The organism is Bradyrhizobium sp. LB11.1 (assembly GCF_040549385.1).
GTDB lineage: Bacteria > Pseudomonadota > Alphaproteobacteria > Rhizobiales > Xanthobacteraceae > Bradyrhizobium.
In genome coordinates this window covers 1-17,603 of record NZ_JBEPTH010000007.1, presented here as the reverse complement: position 1 = coordinate 17,603, position 17,603 = coordinate 1, and the positions used below count along the sequence as shown (strand labels likewise).

The 17,603-nt window shown below is 62.9% G+C and carries 13 protein-coding genes and 1 pseudogene; 12 read left to right on the top strand and 2 right to left on the bottom strand.

What is annotated here, in order from left to right; all coding sequences use genetic code 11:
* Window positions 1-2 precede the first annotated feature (2 nt).
* The 5 genes from ABIA96_RS19335 to ABIA96_RS19315 all read left to right on the top strand — a co-directional run bounded on the left by ABIA96_RS19335 (window position 3) and on the right by ABIA96_RS19315 (window position 5,705).
* Window positions 3-1,247 (top strand): efflux RND transporter periplasmic adaptor subunit, encoded by a 1,245-nt coding sequence (locus ABIA96_RS19335; protein WP_354138640.1) that lies wholly within the window; start codon window positions 3-5, stop codon window positions 1,245-1,247.
* A complete protein-coding gene (locus tag ABIA96_RS19330; protein ID WP_354138639.1) occupies window positions 1,244-4,372 on the top strand; it encodes an efflux RND transporter permease subunit in 3,129 nt (1,042 codons plus the stop codon). Before ABIA96_RS19335 ends, ABIA96_RS19330 begins: the two co-directional genes overlap by 4 nt.
* A gap of 163 nt (window positions 4,373-4,535) precedes the next feature.
* Window positions 4,536-5,120, top strand: a complete 585-nt coding sequence (locus ABIA96_RS19325) for an HdeD family acid-resistance protein (RefSeq protein ID WP_354138638.1) — start codon at window positions 4,536-4,538, stop codon at window positions 5,118-5,120.
* Window positions 5,117-5,383, top strand: a complete 267-nt coding sequence (locus tag ABIA96_RS19320; protein WP_354138637.1) for a twin-arginine translocation signal domain-containing protein — start codon at window positions 5,117-5,119, stop codon at window positions 5,381-5,383. Before ABIA96_RS19325 ends, ABIA96_RS19320 begins: the two co-directional genes overlap by 4 nt.
* A gap of 64 nt (window positions 5,384-5,447) precedes the next feature.
* Entirely contained in the window at window positions 5,448-5,705 is a 258-nt protein-coding gene (locus tag ABIA96_RS19315; RefSeq protein ID WP_354138636.1) for a hypothetical protein, read from the top strand.
* Between the two features lie 229 nt (window positions 5,706-5,934).
* Here the strand turns inward: ABIA96_RS19315 and rhaI are convergent, their stop codons facing one another.
* Complete coding sequence (gene rhaI, locus ABIA96_RS19310) at window positions 5,935-7,233, bottom strand: L-rhamnose catabolism isomerase (RefSeq protein ID WP_354138635.1); 1,299 nt, start codon at window positions 7,231-7,233, stop codon at window positions 5,935-5,937.
* A complete protein-coding gene (locus ABIA96_RS19305) occupies window positions 7,230-9,326 on the bottom strand; it encodes a bifunctional rhamnulose-1-phosphate aldolase/short-chain dehydrogenase (RefSeq protein WP_354138634.1) in 2,097 nt (698 codons plus the stop codon). Before ABIA96_RS19305 ends, rhaI begins: the two co-directional genes overlap by 4 nt.
* Before the next feature lie 184 nt (window positions 9,327-9,510).
* Between ABIA96_RS19305 and ABIA96_RS19300 the strand changes: the two genes are divergently transcribed.
* The 7 genes and pseudogenes from ABIA96_RS19300 to ABIA96_RS19270 all read left to right on the top strand — a co-directional run.
* Window positions 9,511-10,323: a DeoR/GlpR family DNA-binding transcription regulator gene (locus tag ABIA96_RS19300; protein ID WP_354138633.1), complete on the top strand. Its 813-nt coding sequence runs from the start codon at window positions 9,511-9,513 to the stop codon at window positions 10,321-10,323.
* Between the two features lie 2 nt (window positions 10,324-10,325).
* A complete protein-coding gene (locus ABIA96_RS19295) occupies window positions 10,326-11,870 on the top strand; it encodes a sugar ABC transporter ATP-binding protein (protein WP_354138632.1) in 1,545 nt (514 codons plus the stop codon).
* Entirely contained in the window at window positions 11,867-12,853 is a 987-nt protein-coding gene (locus ABIA96_RS19290; RefSeq protein ID WP_354138631.1) for an ABC transporter permease, read from the top strand. The genes ABIA96_RS19295 and ABIA96_RS19290 overlap by 4 nt, the downstream gene beginning before the upstream one ends.
* Window positions 12,850-13,842, top strand: coding sequence for an ABC transporter permease (locus tag ABIA96_RS19285; RefSeq protein WP_354138630.1), 993 nt, complete (start codon window positions 12,850-12,852; stop codon window positions 13,840-13,842). Before ABIA96_RS19290 ends, ABIA96_RS19285 begins: the two co-directional genes overlap by 4 nt.
* Before the next feature lie 46 nt (window positions 13,843-13,888).
* Complete coding sequence (locus tag ABIA96_RS19280) at window positions 13,889-15,004, top strand: autoinducer 2 ABC transporter substrate-binding protein (RefSeq protein WP_354138629.1); 1,116 nt, start codon at window positions 13,889-13,891, stop codon at window positions 15,002-15,004.
* Between the two features lie 119 nt (window positions 15,005-15,123).
* The gene (locus ABIA96_RS19275) at window positions 15,124-16,494 is read left to right on the top strand and encodes an FGGY-family carbohydrate kinase (RefSeq protein ID WP_354138628.1); all 1,371 of its coding nucleotides are present in this window, start codon (window positions 15,124-15,126) and stop codon (window positions 16,492-16,494) included.
* Between the two features lie 252 nt (window positions 16,495-16,746).
* Window positions 16,747-17,514, top strand: a pseudogene (locus tag ABIA96_RS19270) (LacI family DNA-binding transcriptional regulator); the annotation flags it as partial.
* Between the last annotated feature and the right edge of the window lie 89 nt (window positions 17,515-17,603).

Here is a 17,603-nt window from a genome sequence, read left to right as displayed (position 1 = left end):
CAATGAACCTTGCGAAAATCTCGATCGGGATGCTGGCGGCGAGTGTGCTGACACTCATCGCGGGCGGTACAGGCTGGACACAGGCAGCCCCCGTCGGCCCACCTGCTGTCGGCGTCGTCGAAGCGATCAAGCGACCGATCACCGAAAGCAGTGAATTTCTTGGCCGGATCGAGGCGGTCAATCGCGTCAACGTCGTGGCTCGCGTCACCGCGTTTCTGGAGGAGAGGCTGTTCGTCGACGGTGCCGAGCTCAAGAAGGGCGCCCCGCTTTACCGACTCGAGCGCGGCCCGTTCGAGGCCGATCTCGCGTCGAAGCAGGCGCAGGTGACCCAGCTCCAGGCGACGCTCGAGAACGCCAAGCTGACGGCCGAGCGCGCGCGTACGCTGCTTAGTGGGCCAGCCGGTCAGCAATCGACCTATGACGCGGCGATCGCCAACCAACGCAGCCTTGAAGCCCAGGTTCAGGCTGCCCAGGCACAAGTCGATGCGTCCCAGATCAATCTCGACTACACCATGATCAGCGCGCCGATCGACGGGAAGGTCGGGCGTACGGCCGTGACTGAGGGCAATGTCGTCGGTCCAAGCTCGGGCGTACTGACCACGATCGTCAGCCAGGACCCGATGTACGTCACCTTCCCGGTGCCGCTGCGCCAAGCCCTCGAACTGCGCGAACGTTATGGGCCGCAAGGGGGGCTGGAAGCCGTGATGATCCGGCTGCGGCTGCCCAATGGCCGCATGTATGGCAAGTCCGGCAAGTTGAATTTTGTCGACAACACGATCGCCCAGAATACCGACACGATCACGGTACGCGGCGCAATCGCTAACCCGATCCTGCGCGCGCCATCCGCCGCCGGCGTGACCGTTCATGAACTGACCGACGGCGAATTCGTCACGGTCGTGCTGGAAGGCATCCAGCCCATCGAGGTGTTGGCGGTCCCGCGTTCGGCGGTGCTGTCCGACCAGCAGGGCGACTACGTCCTCACCGTTGGCACCGACGATAAAGCCGAACAACGCCGTATCCAGCTTGGCCAATCGACGCCCACCATTGCCTCCGTTATCAGTGGCCTCGCCGCCGGCGACAAAGTCATCGTGGAAGGCCTGCAAAGGATACGTCCGGGTCAGGTGGTGTCACCGGGTCCGGCCAGCGCGCTGATCCTGTCGAGTATGAAGGCCGGCGCAAGCGACGCGCCCTCGCAGCCCGACCATGGCGGTTCGACCGGTTCGAGCCCGGAGGACAAAAAGCCATGATGTCCGCCGTCTTCATCGATCGCCCTCGACTTGCGATGGTCGTCGCCTTCATCATCACCATCGCAGGCGCGCTCGCGCTGACGCGGATCCCGGTGGCGCAGTTTCCGGACATCGTACCGCCGCAGGTCACGGTTGCTGGAACCTTTCCCGGCGCGTCTGCCGAGGTCGTGGAGACCAGCGTCGCCCAACCGCTCGAAGCGCAAGTGATCGGCGTAGATCGTGCGCTCTACATGAAATCAACCAGTAGCAACGACGGAAGCTACACCCTGACGGTGTCGTTTGCGCTCGGCACCGATCCCGATATCAACACCGTCAATGTCAACAATCGGGTGCAGAGCGCGCTGTCGCAATTGCCTACAGAAGTGCAGCAGCAGGGCGTGACGGTGCAAAAGAAATCGTCGGCGATCCTGCAATTCCTGGTGCTCTACAGCGCTGACGGCCAGCAGGACCCGCTGTTCATCACCAATTACGCCATCATTAACGTGCTCGACGCGATCTCCAGCACGCCCGGTGTCGGCCAGGCTCACCTGTTCGCTAAGATGAACTACTCGATGCGGATTTGGTTCGATACACAGCGGCTGACCAGCCTCAATCTCACGCCCTCGGACGTGATCGCGGCAATTCGAACGCAGAGCGTCCAGGCCCCCGTTGGCCGCATCGGCGCGCGTCCCATCAGCGACGACCAGCAATTCCAGTTCAACGTGCAGACCTTGGGGAGGCTCGCGACAGTGGACCAGTTCGCCAATATCGTGCTGCGCGCCAACCCGGACGGCTCGACGCTGCTCGTCAAGGACGTCGCCCGGGTCGAGATGGGCGCGCAGAATCTCGACAGCGAAGCGAGGATCGACGGGCGGGCAGCGGTGCCTCTCGCGATCTATCTGGCGCCGGGCGCCAATGCCGTAACGACCGCGCAGGCCGTCGCGGCCACGATGCAGCGGCTTTCCAAGCGATTCCCGACGGGGTTGAGCTACCTCGTGCAGTACGATTCCACCAGCTTTGTACGAGATACGATCTCGGAAGTACTGCGGACGCTGGGCGAGGCCTTCGTTCTTGTCGTGATCGTGGTTTATCTGTTCCTCGGCAACCTTCGCGCCACGGTGATACCGGCCGTTGCCGTACCGGTGAGCCTGGTCGGCACCTTCGCCGTGCTGCTGATGCTCGGATATTCCGCGAATACGGTGTCGCTGCTCGCGATGGTACTCGCCATCGGCATCGTCGTGGATGACGCCATCGTCGTCGTTGAAAACGTCGAACGCGTGATGGAAGAAGAACCGGATCTTTCGCCGGCCGACGCGAGCAAGAAGGCCATGGCGCAGATTACGGCGCCGATTATCGCAATCACGCTGGTGCTGCTCTCCGTCTTTGTTCCGATCGCCTTCATTCCCGGCATCTCCGGGACGTTATTTCGGCAATTTGCGGTGACGATCAGCGCCGCCATGATGATCTCGGCGTTGAATGCGTTGACTTTGTCGCCCGCTTTGTGCGCGCTATTCCTGCGGCATACCGGCCCCCGGCGCGGCATGATCGGGCGCGTTCTTGGCGGCATCGACTGGATCCGCGACCGCTATAGCGGCGGCGTACGGCGGCTGCTGCGCATGGCCAGTCTCTCGCTTTTACTGGTCGCCGTGTTCGCAGCCGGTATTTTCGGGATGTCGCACCTGACGCCGACAGGATTCCTTCCCGAGGAAGACCAGGGTGCCTTCTTCACCTCGGTACAGCTGCCGGACGGTGCGTCGGTGGCGCGGACCAGCGAGGTCACCAGACAGATCGAGGACGTCCTGAAGCAGATGCCGGCAGTCGACCATGTTCTCGCCATTATCGGCTTCTCCCTGCTCGACGGGGCGTCCGAACCAAACAGCGCGCTGGTCGTGACGCGCCTCAAGCCGTTCGCCGACCGCAAGGCAGCCGCGGATTCAGTGCAGGCTTTGATCCGGCAGACTTACGCAGCCGGCGCGCAAATCCGGCAGGCCAACGTGCTGCCGTTCAACATGCCGCCGATCATCGGACTCTCAACCTCAGGCGGGTTCGAATACCAGCTTCAGGCGCTGGAAGGACAGAGCCCCGCTGCGATCTCCAGTGTCACAGGCGCGTTGATAGGAGCGGCCAATGCCGATCCACGACTGACGCGCGTGTTCTCGACCTTCACCGCGACCAATCCATCGATCTATCTCGACATCGATCGACCCAAGGCGCAGGCGCTCGGCGTGACCATCAGCGATATCTTCGCCGCTCTTCAGGCGACACTAGGCGGCATCTACGTCAACAACTTCAACCTCTATGGACGCACCTGGCAGGTCAACGTGCAGGGCGAGGCGCTTGATCGCGCCGACCTTTCCGATATCTGGCGCATCTATGTGCGTAACAGCACCGGTCAGATGGTTCCGATGCGGTCGCTCGCCGGCATCAAGATCGTAACCGGGCCTCAGGTCATTACCCGTTACAACAATTATCGCTCAGTGACCGTGAATGGCAGCCCGGCGCCAGGCGTCTCGTCGGGCACCGCGATCGCGGCGATGGCGGAGATATCCAACGCCGTGCTGCCTGCAGGCTACAGTTTCGAGTGGACCGGAACCGCCTATCAGGAGCAACAGGCAGCAGGACAAACCGGAGTGGTGCTCGCGCTCGCCGTGCTGTTCGCCTATCTGTTCCTGGTGGCGCTCTACGAGAGCACGGTGATCCCGATCCCGGTGCTGCTGTCCGTCGTGGTCGGCGTGCTGGGCTCTTATATTGGCATTAAGATCGCCGGCCTCAATCTAGATCTGTATGGCCAGATTGGCCTCGTGGTGCTGATCGCGCTGGCCGCCAAGAATGGCATCCTGATCGTGGAGTTCGCGAAGGAACGACGTGAAGCCGGGACGGAGCTTGCGGAAGCCGCGCTCCAAGGCGCGCATATGCGATTTCGCGCAGTCATGATGACCTCGGTTGCCTTCATTCTCGGGCTCCTGCCGCTGGTGCTCGCAACCGGCGCCGCCGAACTGAGCCGCAGGGCTGTCGGAACCGCCGTCTTTGCCGGCATGCTCGGCGCAAGCTCGATCGGAATCTTCATGGTGCCAATGCTCTATGTGACGTTCCAGCGCCTGCGCGAGCGCATAAAGGCACGACCGGCTCCGGCGCGAACCAGTTGACCCGCGCGTCCAGGACGCCGGGAAGCACTTCCGGCAGGCTACGGAACACCGCGAATATTCCCGCCGACACGTTCAGGGTTTCATCGGATGTCAACGTTGCGCGGCCGCGACTAGCGTTTCCGTGGCGCTGACCGAATCGGTCGCCGGAATGCGGGAGGATGGCGTGGCCACCTATGACAGCAGCTCTCACGTAGAGACCCTTAGTCCTCCTTCCCGATGGACATGCGCGCTCCTTGGCGTCGTGATGATCGCGGCCGGCATCCTGGCGCTGGGCGACGTCGTGTTCGCAACGATCATCAGCGTCAAGCTGATCGGGCTTACCGCAATCCTTGCCGGTGCATTCGAGATCATCCACGCCTTCTGGACAAAGGGATGGGGCGGATTCCTGTGGCAGATCCTGCTCGGCGCGCTCTATCTTGCGTTTGGGTTGCTGCTGCTCACGCAGCCGGCGGCCGGTGCCCTCATTCTGACCTCCCTCCTTGGCGCGGTTCTGTTGGCGTCTGGCATCATCCGGTGCGTACTGAGCTTTGCCCATTGGCAACAGGGTGGCTGGCTGATGCTAGTTTCTGGCGTTATCGGGCTCCTCGCCGGCTTCCTGATCGTATTCGGCTTCCCAGCCATCAGCGTCTGGGCGCTCGGATTCCTGCTTGGAGTTGATCTGATTTCGCACGGGCTGGCTTGGCTGCTCTACGCGCTCCAAACGGTGCGGAGAGCCGACCCTGTCACACGAAGAGGAGCACAACAATGAACGCTACGACCCGTCGTGATTTCCTTGGTCTCGCTCAGAAGGCTGTTGCCGCTGCCGCGATCAGCGCGATCGCCGTTCATTTCATCGAGGGTGCGGAGGCGATGCCGGTCGCGTCCAATCCCGGACCTGCCGATAAACGGCCCGACTTCGTAACTGAAGCGCAATGGGGCCCCGCTTGGGGGCCTCCGCCGCGCCGGCGCCGGCGCCGATGGGTTTGCTGGTGGCATCGCGGTCGCCGTGTTTGCGGCTGGCGATGGTTTTAGATGGCCGTGAATGCCTTCCTCCGCAGACGGGCTGCGGATGCGGGCTCAGATTCTGGAGCAGACGGTGCGCAACAAAACTCAGTGGCTCCTGATCGCCGCCCTCGCAGGGCTCCTCATCATCGTATTTTGGTACAGCGTGGCAGTCTGGCAAGCCACACCGTCAATGCCGCTCTACGGCAATATTATTCTGGGCGTGGCTATGACTTTGGCGGTGGTTGCAGGTTGCGGCCTGACGGCTCTGATGTACCACAGCCGCCGTAAGGGATACGACGAGCCCGCGCGCGCCAAAAAGAAGGCGGAAGACGAAGCCGAGCCGCTGTGACAGGCCATCTCGACGAGGCTTGGAGGCGTCGTCGACGGCTGCGAGCACGTGTCGTCGCGAATTGCCTGGTGTCGCTATCGATCGATCCGACCGCCACGATCGTGCGACGCGCAACTTGGCCGACGCGATCCCCTGACCAGACCTCACCCGGTGCGGACCCGAACTCGATCCGGACATGCGAGCCGGATGGTCCTCACTCGCTGTCCGGATCGACGAGCTACCGCATCGTTTAGACAATTCCCGCCGACGTCCCGGCGATGGCCGGACGCTCCTTCGCCTTTTGCGCGCGATAATTGGAAGCGCGATAGGCTGAGATCGGCGCGATCGCGCCGCCGGCGCGCAGGCGGGCGACGGCAAGAAGCGGCGAGACGTCGGTCGTGAAGGCGCGTTTCAATTCGAGATGCGCGCCGAGTGCGTCATTGGCTTGTTGCGCCTCTGCGAGCGCCGCGCGATCGACAATGAGGGCCTGTGCATAGGCGCGCTGCAACTCGATCGCCGATTGCATCAGGCTCTCGATCGGATCGGTCACGTTATGCGACTGGTCGATCATATAAGCGGGCGCGAAGCCGTCCGCTTTGCGGCGCTCGGCGTCGATCAGCTCGTTGAAGACGAGAAACAGCCGGAACGGCTCGACCGAGCCGCTGTCGAGATCATCGTCGCCATATTTTGAATCGTTGAAATGGAAGCCCGCGAGCTTCCCGAAGCGAACGAGCCTTGCGACGATCTGCTCGATATTCACGTTCGGCGCATGATGGCCGAGATCGACGAGGCAATACGCCTTGCGGCCGAGTTCCTGCGCAACGGCGAAACTCGTACCCCAATCCGAAATCACGGTCGAGTAGAATGCCGGCTCGTAAAGCTTGTGCTCGAGGAATATCCGCCAATCAGCAGGGAGCACCGTGACGATCTCGCGCATCGCGTCAATATAGCGATCGAGCGCCTTGGTCAGATTCGATTGCCCGGCAAAGTTCGAGCCGTCGGCGATCCAGACGGTCAACGCTTTCGAGCCGAGCTTGCGGCCAATCTCGATGCATTCGATGTTGTGTGCGACCGCCTGAGCGCGCACGCGCGCATCGGTATGCGACAGCGAACCAAACTTGTATGAAAGCTCCTGCCCCGGCTGATCCTGGAACGTGTTGGAATTGACCGCGTCGAAGGCAAGGCCGTGCGTCGCGGCCTGTTCGCGCAAGGCGGCAAAGTCGTCGACCTTGTCCCACGGAATGTGCGGCGAGATGGTCGGGGTTGCCCGCGCCAATCGCTGGATCACGGCGCAATCGTCGATCTTCTCGAAGACATTGCGCGGCTCGCCCGGTCCGGGAAAGCGAGCAAATCGCGTGCCTCCCGTGCCGACGCCCCAGGTCGGAATGGCGACGCCGAAGGCCATGACCTTCTGCACCACGGCTTCCGCGTCGATCCCATGCCGGGCCAGGGCACGCTTCAGCGCGTCGAAGTCTTCAGCGGTCGCGTCTTCGAGCCGCGCGTTCTGCTCGGCGATCAAATCCGCGCCGATCGAGAACGGCGTGCTCATCGCGTGAAGGCCTGGGCGTTGCCGGCGTCGACATTGAGGATGTTGCCGGTCGATTTGGCCGAAAGGTCGGACGCGAAGAAGTAGATACCCTCGGCAATATCCTCGGGGAAAACCGAAAGTTTCAACATCGAGCGCTGGCGGTAGACTTCCTCGAGCTGGTCTTCCGTGACCTTGTTGGACGCCGCCCGCTGCTGGCGCCACTCGCCCTCCCAGATCTTCGAACCACGCAGCACCGCGTCAGGATTGACCGTGTTGACGCGGATGCCATGCGCCGCGCCCTCCAGCGCCAGGCAGCGGGCGAGATGGATCTCCGACGCCTTCGCGGCGCAATAGGCCGAAGCGCCGGCTGAAGCGGCAAGACCGTTTTTCGAGGCAACGAAGATGATGGCGCCGCCGATATTCTGACGCTGCATCAGCCGGAACGCCTCGCGCGAGACGAGGAAATAGCCAGTGGCGAGAATGTCCATGTTCTTTTGCCAAAGTCCAAGACTCGTGTCCTCGACCGGTGATGCCGAGGCGATCCCGGCATTCGAGACAACGATGTCGACGCCGCCAAAGGCGCGCGCCGCCTGTTCGAACGAGGCGACCACCGCCGCCTCGTCGGTCACATCGAGCTTCACGCCGATCGCCGCGTCGCGGCCATGGCGTTTCGTAATCGTCGCGACGCGCTCGCTCAACGCCTTCTCGTCGATGTCTGCGATGACAAGGCAAGCGCCGTCATCAAGCAGCCGCCGCGCGGTCGCCCCGCCAATGCCGCCGGCACCGCCAGTCACATAGGCGATCCGCCCGGCGAGCGATTTCGGCTTGGGCATGCGCTGGAGCTTGGCCTCTTCCAGCAGCCAGTATTCGATATTGAAGGCCTCTTGCTCGGCGAGGCCGACATAGGTGCTAACACCCGAGGCGCCACGCATGACGTTGATCGCGTTGACGTAGAACTCCGCCGCAACGCGCGCCGTCGTCTTGTCCTTGGCAAAAGTGAACATGCCGATTCCGGGAACGAGATACACGACCGCGTTGGGATCGCGCATGGCCGGCGAGTCCGGATGTTTGCAGCGGTCGTAATAGGCCGCGTAGTCGCGCCGGTAAGCGGCGAGAACGTCGTCGAGGTTTGCGATCACCTCGTCGAGATTGTCGCGCACGGAATCGTAGGGCAGCAATAAAGGGCGGATCTTGGTGCGCAGAAAGTGATCCGGACAGGAGGTCCCGAGCGGCGCCAGCGTCGTCAGCGCGCTGGAGTTGACGAACTCCAACACTTCCGGGGCATCGGTGAAATGGCCGATCTTGCGCTCGTCCGCCGAGATCTTGCCGCGGATCAGCGGCATGAGCCTGGCGGCGATCGTCCAACGTTTTTCCGACGAGGCCGTTTGGACCTTGGCACCGCCGAAAGCCGGCTTCTCCTCATGCGCCGCAAGCCAATCGGCGGCCTGCTGAATCACGCGTAACGTCATCTCGTAGCAGGCTTTCGACGTCTCGGCCCAGGTGAAGAGACCGTGCCCACCAAGGACCACGCCGACTTGGTCGGGATGACGCGAGGCCATCTCGCCCAGTTTCAGGCCAAGATCAAAGCCGGGGCGCTGCCACGGCAGGAAACCGATCTTGCCGCCGAAAACCTCGCGGGTCAGACGCTCCGCATCTGCCGAAGCGGCGATGGCGATGACCGCGTCGGCATGGACGTGATCGACATGCCTGTGTGGCACGAAAGCGTGCAGGGGCGTATCGATCGACGTCGCGCGCGGATTGAGATCGAAAGTGCAGTGATTGAACAAGGCGACCATCTCGTCCTCATGGGCGAGGCCGCGATACAGGCCTTTCAGGCTCTCGAGCTTGTCGAGGTACAGCGTCGAAAAGCCGTCGCGCTTCATCGAGCCGATGTCGCCGCCTGAACCCTTGACCCAGAGCACGCGTACGTTCTCGCGCGTCAGCGGGTCTTTCATCTCGATTTTGGCCGAGGTGTTGCCGCCCCCGAAATTGGTGATGCGCAGATCGGCGCCGAGCAGGTTCGAGCGGTACAGCAACTGACCTGCTTCATCGAGCCCGGCGGCGAGCGCGTCGTCCCAGAGATTTGGCAGGGGCGTGGCCGCGACCTCGCTCATTAGGCATTCTCCCTGTGCTTGATCTCCGGACAGCTTAGGCCACCGATTCAATCAAGGTCAATCACCGGCACTCAACACCGCGACGCAATATGATTGATGCAGCACGATATCGAGCGAATTTGACGGTTTGCAGTTGACCACTGGTCGAGAGCGTGACCTATTTGCGGGCAAACGGGAGGGCGACGTGCACGAGCGGGAACGCTGGCAAGTCATCAAGGGACTCTTGCGTGAGCGATCGCTGGTGCGCATCGCCGATGCATGCCGCGCGACCGGCGTCTCCGAGGCCTCGATACGGCGCGATTTCGCCAGGCTCGCCGAGCAACGGGTCGCCATCAGGGTGCACGGCGGACTCGAAGCCCTGCCGGAAACCGCCAACCCACCGGGCGACGTTCTCTCCCTTGCCACCCGTTCCTTCGACGTCAGCCAGACGCTCAACATCGGCGCCAAGCGCGTCATTGCCAAAGCGGCAGTCGCCCTCTGCGCCGACGGGGAGACAATCATCATCAATGGTGGCACGACCACGTATCAGATGGGTGAGTATCTGCGCGAGCGCCGTCTGAAGGTGTTGACCAATTCCTACCTGCTCGCCGACACGCTGATCCACACGTCGAAATGCCGCGTCGCCCTGCCGGGCGGCGAGGTCTATCGTGAGCAGGGCATGATCGTCTCGCCCTTTGAAGAGGATGCGATCCAGCACTATTCGGCGACGCGGATGTTCATGAGTGCGATCTCGATCGGACCGCTCGGCGTGATCGAAGGAGATCCCCTGCTCGCCCGCGCCGAGTCGAAACTGCTGAAGCGTGCCGACAAGTTGATCGTGCTCGCCGATTCCTCGAAATTCGTCTCGCGTGGCAGCCTTGTCGTCTGCCCGCTCTCGCGCATCGATACGCTGATCACCGATGCCGATGCGCCAGGCGACGCACTCGAGATGCTGCGCGGGAACGGTGTCCGCGTCGTGGTCGTCGATGCAGGCACTCAAACCAATGCGGCGGCGTGACCATGACACCGGACACGCACAGTGAAATTTCCTCGACGCCGCTTCTGACGGTACGTGCGATCGAAAAATCCTTTCCGGGCGTTCGGGCGCTGTCCGGCGTCTCGTTCGACGCCGCCAGGGGAGAAGTCCACGCCTTGCTCGGCGAGAACGGCGCAGGCAAGTCGACGCTGATCAAGATCGTCTCCGGCGTGTTCCCGCCCGATCGCGGCGAAGTGATCGTCGACGGCAAGCCGGTCGATCTCGCGCGGCCGGACGATGCGAGGCGCGCCGGCATCGCCACGATCTATCAAGAGCTGCTGCTGTTTCCGGAACTCACCGTCGCCGAAAATGTCTTCATGGGGCATGCGCCGCGCGCTGGCCTCCGCCGGCTCGACTGGCGAGCGATGCGGGAGAGGACGAATGCGCTGCTCGCTTCGCTCGAAATTCATGACCTGGAGGCCGACCGCATCGTCGGCTCGCTCAGCGTCGGCAATCGCCAGCGCGTCGAAATCCTGCGCGCGCTGTCGCAGGACGCGCGCATCCTAATTATGGACGAGCCGACCGCAGCCCTGACCGAGTACGACGTGACGCGGCTGTTCGACATCGTGCGCAAGCTGAAAGCCCGCGGGGTCGCCGTGATCTATATCAGCCACCGGCTCGATGAGATTTTCGCGATCGCCGATCGTGTCACCGTGCTGCGCGACGGCGCACATGTCGCGACCAAGTGCATCGCCGAGACGGATGCGGCAGAGCTCGTGCAATTGATGGTCGGCCGCAAGATCGAAAGCTTGTTCCCGAAGATCACGGTTCCGATCGGCAAGCCGGTGCTGGAGGTGAAGAACCTCGAACGACGGCCGCTGACGAAGAACGTCTCGCTCACGGTGCGCGCCGGCGAGATCGTCGGCCTTGCCGGCCTCGTCGGCTCGGGGCGCAGCGAACTGGCGCAAACCGTGTTCGGCGTCACACCGGCCGATAGCGGCGAAATCCGGATCTCCGGACAGAAGGTCGACATCCGCTCGCCGGCGCAGGCACGGTCTTTGGCCGTCGCCTATGTTCCCGAAGATCGTGGCACGCAAGGCCTGGTACGACCGATGACGGTGCGCGAGAATTTCAGCCTCGCCGCGCTTGGCAAGGTCGCATTCGGCGGCTTCATCGATCGTGGCGCCGAGCGCAAGCTGGCCAGCGACGGCGTAAGGCGCTTTGCGGTCAAGACCAGCTCGCTCGAGCAGATCGCCGGCAAGCTCTCCGGCGGCAATCAACAGAAGATCGTGCTCGGCAAATGGCTCGCCAACGGGCCGAAGCTATTGATCCTCGACGAGCCGACGCGCGGCATCGATGTGGGCGCCAAGGCGGAGATTCATCGGCTGATGGGCGAGCTCGCGGCGCAGGGGCTCGCCATCCTGATGATTTCGAGCGAGCTGCCAGAGGTGCTCGGCATGAGCGACCGCGTCCTCGTGATGCGCGAAGGTCGTATCGTTGCCGAATTCTCGCGCGAAAAGGCAACCCAGGAGTCGATCGGCGCAGCGATGATGGGCAGCAGCCATGACAACTCGGAGAAAGTCGCATGACGGCAGCGACCTTGGCCGGCGCCGAGGCTGACCCGCGGCGGCGGTTGAAGGTGCTTGCCTCGCAGGAGGCTTTGCTCGCGATCGCGGTGATCGGTCTCGCCATCGCCGTCGGTCTTTACAATCCGCGCTTTCTGGCGGCGCGCAATCTTTCCGACGTGCTGCTCGGCAACGCCTATATCGCAGTCGCGGCAGTCGGCATGTCGATGGTCATCGTTTCCGGCAACATCGATATTTCCGTTGGCGCGCTGATCGGTGTCCTGGCGACGATCAGCGGCAATCTGGCCGTGAACGGTGCACCGATCGTGGTCGCCTGGTTGGCAGCGCTTGTTGCCGGCGTCCTGGTGATGGCCTTGCAGGGCGCCATCATCGCCTATCTGCGCATTCCGGCAATCGTGGTTACGCTCGGCATGCTGTCGATCCTCAAAGGTGGCCTGATCAGCGCCACTGGGGGCAAATGGATCACCGACCTGCCCGACAATTTTCACCTGGCCGATATCGAACTCTTCGGTGTGCTGCCGTTTCCGGTTTTCCTCATGATCCTGGTGACGATCCTGGCAGCGTTGTGGATGCGCTATTCGGCCTCGGGCCGCGCCATCTACGCCGTCGGCGGCAACGCCGAAGCGGCGCGCATCTGCGGCATTTCGCAGCCGCGCACGATTGTAATGGTCTTCGCGCTGCACGGCTTCTTCGCCGGAGCAGCCGCCCTGCTCTATGCGACGCAGCTCCGCGTCATCCAGTCGACCGTGCCGCCCAATCTCGAGCTGACGATCATCACCGCGTCGGTCGTCGGAGGCGTCAGCATCCTTGGCGGCGTCGGCACGGTGGTCGGCTCGACGCTTGCCGCCGTACTGATCGCCGAGATCGCCAGCGCGCTGGTCTTCATCGACGTCTCGCCCTACTGGATCCGCGCCGTCCAGGGCATGCTCATCCTCGTGACCGTGATCGCCGACATTCTGCGGCGCCGTCGCATGGCCGGAGCATGAGCGCGATGAGCGAAATCCCTCTTCCCCAAACCGCCAAGCGCGTCATGCCCTGGTGGCTGCTGCGTCACGAGACCATGCTCGCAGCGATCCTTCTCGTTGCGCTTATCGTGCTCGGCGCCTTGAACAATCGCTTCCTCACGATCGACAATTTGCTCAATCAAGGCAGGCTGACGACGGAGGTCGGGCTGATCGCGCTGCCGATGACTTTCATCATCATTACCGGCGGCATCGATCTCTCGGTCGGCTCGATCGTCGGGCTCTGCGCGATCCTGCTGGGCTATTCCTGGAAGAGTTTCGGTTTTCCTCTGCCGCTGGCAATCTGCTTCTCTCTGCTCGTCGGTGCCGCGGCAGGCTTTGTCAACGGCATCGTCATCACCAGGGTGAAAGTACCGCCACTGATCATGACCATCGCGACGCTCGCACTCTATCGCGGCCTCGCCGAGGGAATCAGCCAGGCACGTTCGGTTCGCGGCTATCCGGAATGGTTCTACTTCATCGGACAGGAAAACCTCTTCGGCGTGCCGGCGCAACTCTGGCTCTTGCTGATCGCGATCGTGATTTCGGCCGTCGTTCTTGACCGCACCACCTTCGGCCGGACACTCTATGCGATGGGCAACAACGAGACCGCCGCGCGCTTTTCCGGTTTGCCGGTCGATCGCGCAAAGCTGATCATCTACACGCTGTCGGGGTTGATGGCCGGCCTCTCGGCCTGCGTTCTCGTCTCGCGCGTGACCACGACTCGCTCGGACATGGGGATCGGCTATGAGCTCGACGTGATCGCGGCCGTGGTGCTCGGTGGCACCAGCATATTCGGAGGCGTCGGCACGATCTGGGGCACGGTGGTCGGCCTGGCGATGATCCAGCTCCTGAAAAACGGGCTGGCCCTGACCGGCGTCAAGGGTGACGCGACGATCGTGGTCATCGGCGCGGTGCTCATCCTTTCAACACTTGTGGCGAGTTCGCTCCAACGACGCCGCGACGGCGTTTGATGGAGTGTCTGACCGCGAAAACAGCGGCTTAAAATGGGAGGACAAGATGAAGCTCGGATTAGCCTTTGCGTTTCTCAGCGCGACGCTCTTGGCCGGAACGGCCTCGGCGGCGGACAAGAGATGGGACGGTGCGGACGACCTGCCGGTCAATCCGCTTGCCTGTTCGGCTGGCGAGGCCAACGCCGCGCCCGCGGCCAAGCCTTATGACGGCGGCCGACCGACCAATGCGGCCGACAAGGCCGGCAAACCGATCACGCTCGTCGACGTACCGAAGCTGATCGGCATCGGTTATTTCAATGCAACGTCGAAAGGAATGCAGGACGCCGCAAAGGCGCTCGGCAATGTCACGGTGAAGACCGACGGCCCGACCGAAGCCAAGATCGACGAGCAGATCAAGTTCATCGACAATTACATTACCAGCGGCGTCGACGGCATTCTCTTCGCCGCCAACGATCCGGTGGCGATCGCGCCGGTGCTGAAGAAGGCGCTGTCGAAGGGCATCCATGTCGTCGGCTATGACGCCAACTCGACACCGGATGCGCGCGAATGGTTCGTCAACCAGGCCGAGTTCAACGGCATCGCCAAGGCGATGATCGACTCGATGGCCAAGGAGGCCGGCGAGGACAAGAGCTTTGCGATCGTCACCTCGACCTTCACGACGCCGAACCAGGCGCGCTGGATCGCCGAAATGTGGGCCTACGCGCAGAAGTGTCATCCCAAGCTGAAATGGCTCGAGACAGTCGAGGCGCAGGAGGACAACAATTTGTCCTTCAACCAGGCGACGACGCTGATCAACAAGCACGGCGACAAGCTCGCTGGCCTGTTCGGCATGACCTCGGTCGCGACGCCTGCTTCGGCGGAAGCCGTGACCAAGGCCAAGCTCTGCGGCAAGGTGGCGGTGGTCGGCCTCGCCACGCCCAACGCGATGAAACCATATGTCAATGCCGACTGCGTCAAGTCGGTCGTGCTGTGGAACCCGGTCGATCTCGGCTATGCCGCGACCTACGTGATGCGTGCCGTCGTCGATGGCAGCCTGAAGCCCGGCGCGACGTCGGTCGAGGCTGGCAAACTCGGCAAGCTAAACGTGGTCAATGGCAGTGAAGTACTGCTCGGGTCGCCCTTCATCTTCACGAAGCAGAACATCAAGGATTTCGACTTCTGATCCGGACTCGTCGCCCGGCCGCAGAACGCGGCCGGGCACACACTTCAGGCCTTCATCGTCATGGCCATGACAAGCCCGCCATGACACTCGTGACGTTGCTTGTTGAGATGTAGCTGACGATGAGCCAGACGGTTGCAGTGCTCGACATCGGCAAGACAAACGTAAAGCTTGCCCTGTTCGACGACGGCCGACTTCTCTGGGAAAAGTCGGCGCCTAACCGCGTCCTGCCGGGCCCACCCTATCCGCACGAAGATGTTGAGAGCGCGTGGACCTTCTTTCTCGATGCGCTCCGTGAGGCCGCACGCGCGCATCAGATCAGCGCGATCGTTCCGACCGCGCATGGCGCAGCCGGCGCGTTGATCGGCGAGAGCGACCTCGCCGCTCCGGTCATGGATTACGAATTCACCGGCGTGGAGGTGGTCGAACCCGACTACGCCGCGCTGCGGCCGCCCTTTGCGGAGAGCATGTCGCCCAAATTGCCCGGCGGCCTCAACCTCGGTCGGCAACTCGCCTATCAGAAATGGCGCTGTCCCGACCTGTTCGCCGACGCGAAGCATTTTGTCGGCTATCCGCAATACTGGGCCTGGCGCCTGACCGGCGTCGCGGCCTCCGAAGTCACCACGCTCGGGGCCCATGCTGATCTCTGGGCGCCAAGGCGGGGACAGCCCTCAAGCCTTGTCAAAGCCCTCGGCGTCGACCACTTGCTGCCGCCACTGCGCCGCGCCTTCGATCCGCTCGGCCCGATTCAGCCTGAAATCGCCGCCCTGATCGGGCTTGCGCCTGAAACGCAGGTCTTCTGCGGTATCCACGATTCCAACGCTTCACTTCTGCCCTACCTCGTCTCGCGCCAGGCGCCGTTCACGGTTTTGTCGACCGGCACCTGGGTTATCTTGATGTGCGTGGGCCTTTCGCTTGATCAGCTCGATCCTCGCGACGACACGCTCGCCAACGTCGACGCGCTGGGCCGACCTATCGCCTGCGGACGCTTCATGGGCGGTCGCGAATACGCCGCCATCGCGGGCGGCGGCGGCAATCCTGACCTTGACGCGATCGAGCGGGTCATCGCTTCGGGCGCGATGGCCCTCCCCTGCTTCTCCGGCCAGGGCGGACCTTATGCGATGTCCAGGGGAGTCATCCGCGGCGACGTCGCAACGCGCGATCGGGCGGCGCTTGCAACGCTCTATTGCGCGCTGGTCAGCGATCTGATGCTAACGCGCTTGGGAGCGACCACCGGCGATCTCATTGTGGAAGGGACTTTCGCCGGCAATCTTCCTTTCTGTCAGACGCTCGGCGCGTTACGACCGACCCAGCGCGTCTTTGCGGCGCGGGACACTGCAGGCACAGCGCGCGGTGCCGCAATGATTGCGCATTGGCCACCCTCGTACCCCATCGCGGTCCCGACTCCCGTCGATTCGGTCTCAATCGAGCGCCTCGGCGCCCATCGTGACGCGTGGACAGCAGCGCTCCCCTCACCGATGTCTGGATCGTAACTTCGCTCCAATCCATCATCGGTCAATTTGAGCAAAATACAGCAAAGCAGGACTAAGGTCGGTAAGAGTCGTCAAAAATAATTGCCCCGGCAAATTGTTATCGATACCGTAAGTTAGGTCGCTCGCTGTCGCGAGCGTCGGCTGCCCAAATCCCATGGCAAAGAGGCAGTCTCCACACCCCCAGGCAAACATCGCGTTGAAATGAAACGAACTCGGACGACGGCCAGAAGGGTGCCCAAGCGGCCAGCAACCATGGCTGAGGTGGCCGCGCGGGCGGGTGTTTCCGCCATGACCGTCTCGCGTGCATTGAAGAGCGATGGTGCCGTCTCCCAGGAGACGCGGCAACGAATCCTCGCCGCTGTCGAAGAGCTCGGATATGTGCTCGACCTGTCTGCGGGCGCACTGTCCTCGAAGCGGACCGGCTTCGTGGCGGCCCTGATCCCCTCCATCAACAACTCCAATTTTTCGGACACTGCGCGCGGCATCACGGAGGCGATCGAGGGTCAGGGGCTTCAAATGCTTCTCGGCTACACCGACTACGATATCGACAAGGAAGAGCAGCTCGTGCGGGCAATGCTGACGCGCCGGCCCGACGGGATCATCGTCACCGACGGCCGGCATACGCCGAAGGCGCGGCGAATGCTGCAATCCTCTGGCATTCCGGTGGTCGAGACCTGGGATTTGCCTGCCGATCCGATCGACCACGTCGTGGGCTTCTCCAACGCCGAAGCATCGCGCGCGCTCGTGCACCGGCTGTACCAGAAGGGCTACCGCAACATTGCCTTCATCGGCGGCGCCAGCAGGCGCGACACGCGCGGCGCCGATCGCCGGCTCGGCTACAAGCGGGCCATCGAGGAACTCGGCCTGCCGGTCGGGCGCACGATCTCGTTCGGCAATCCGCCAATCTCTATGCAACAGGGCGGCGAGGCCATCGTCCAACTCATTGAGCAATGGCCGCACGTGGACGCCGCCGTTTGCGTCTCCGACCTGTCTGCCTTTGGCGCGATCACCGGCTGTCATTCGGCCTGCAATATTGACCCCCTAAGCCGGGGGATCGGCGTCCAAAATTGACCCCCTATAGGTTGGTCTGTTGCGCTGCCTGCTTCGCA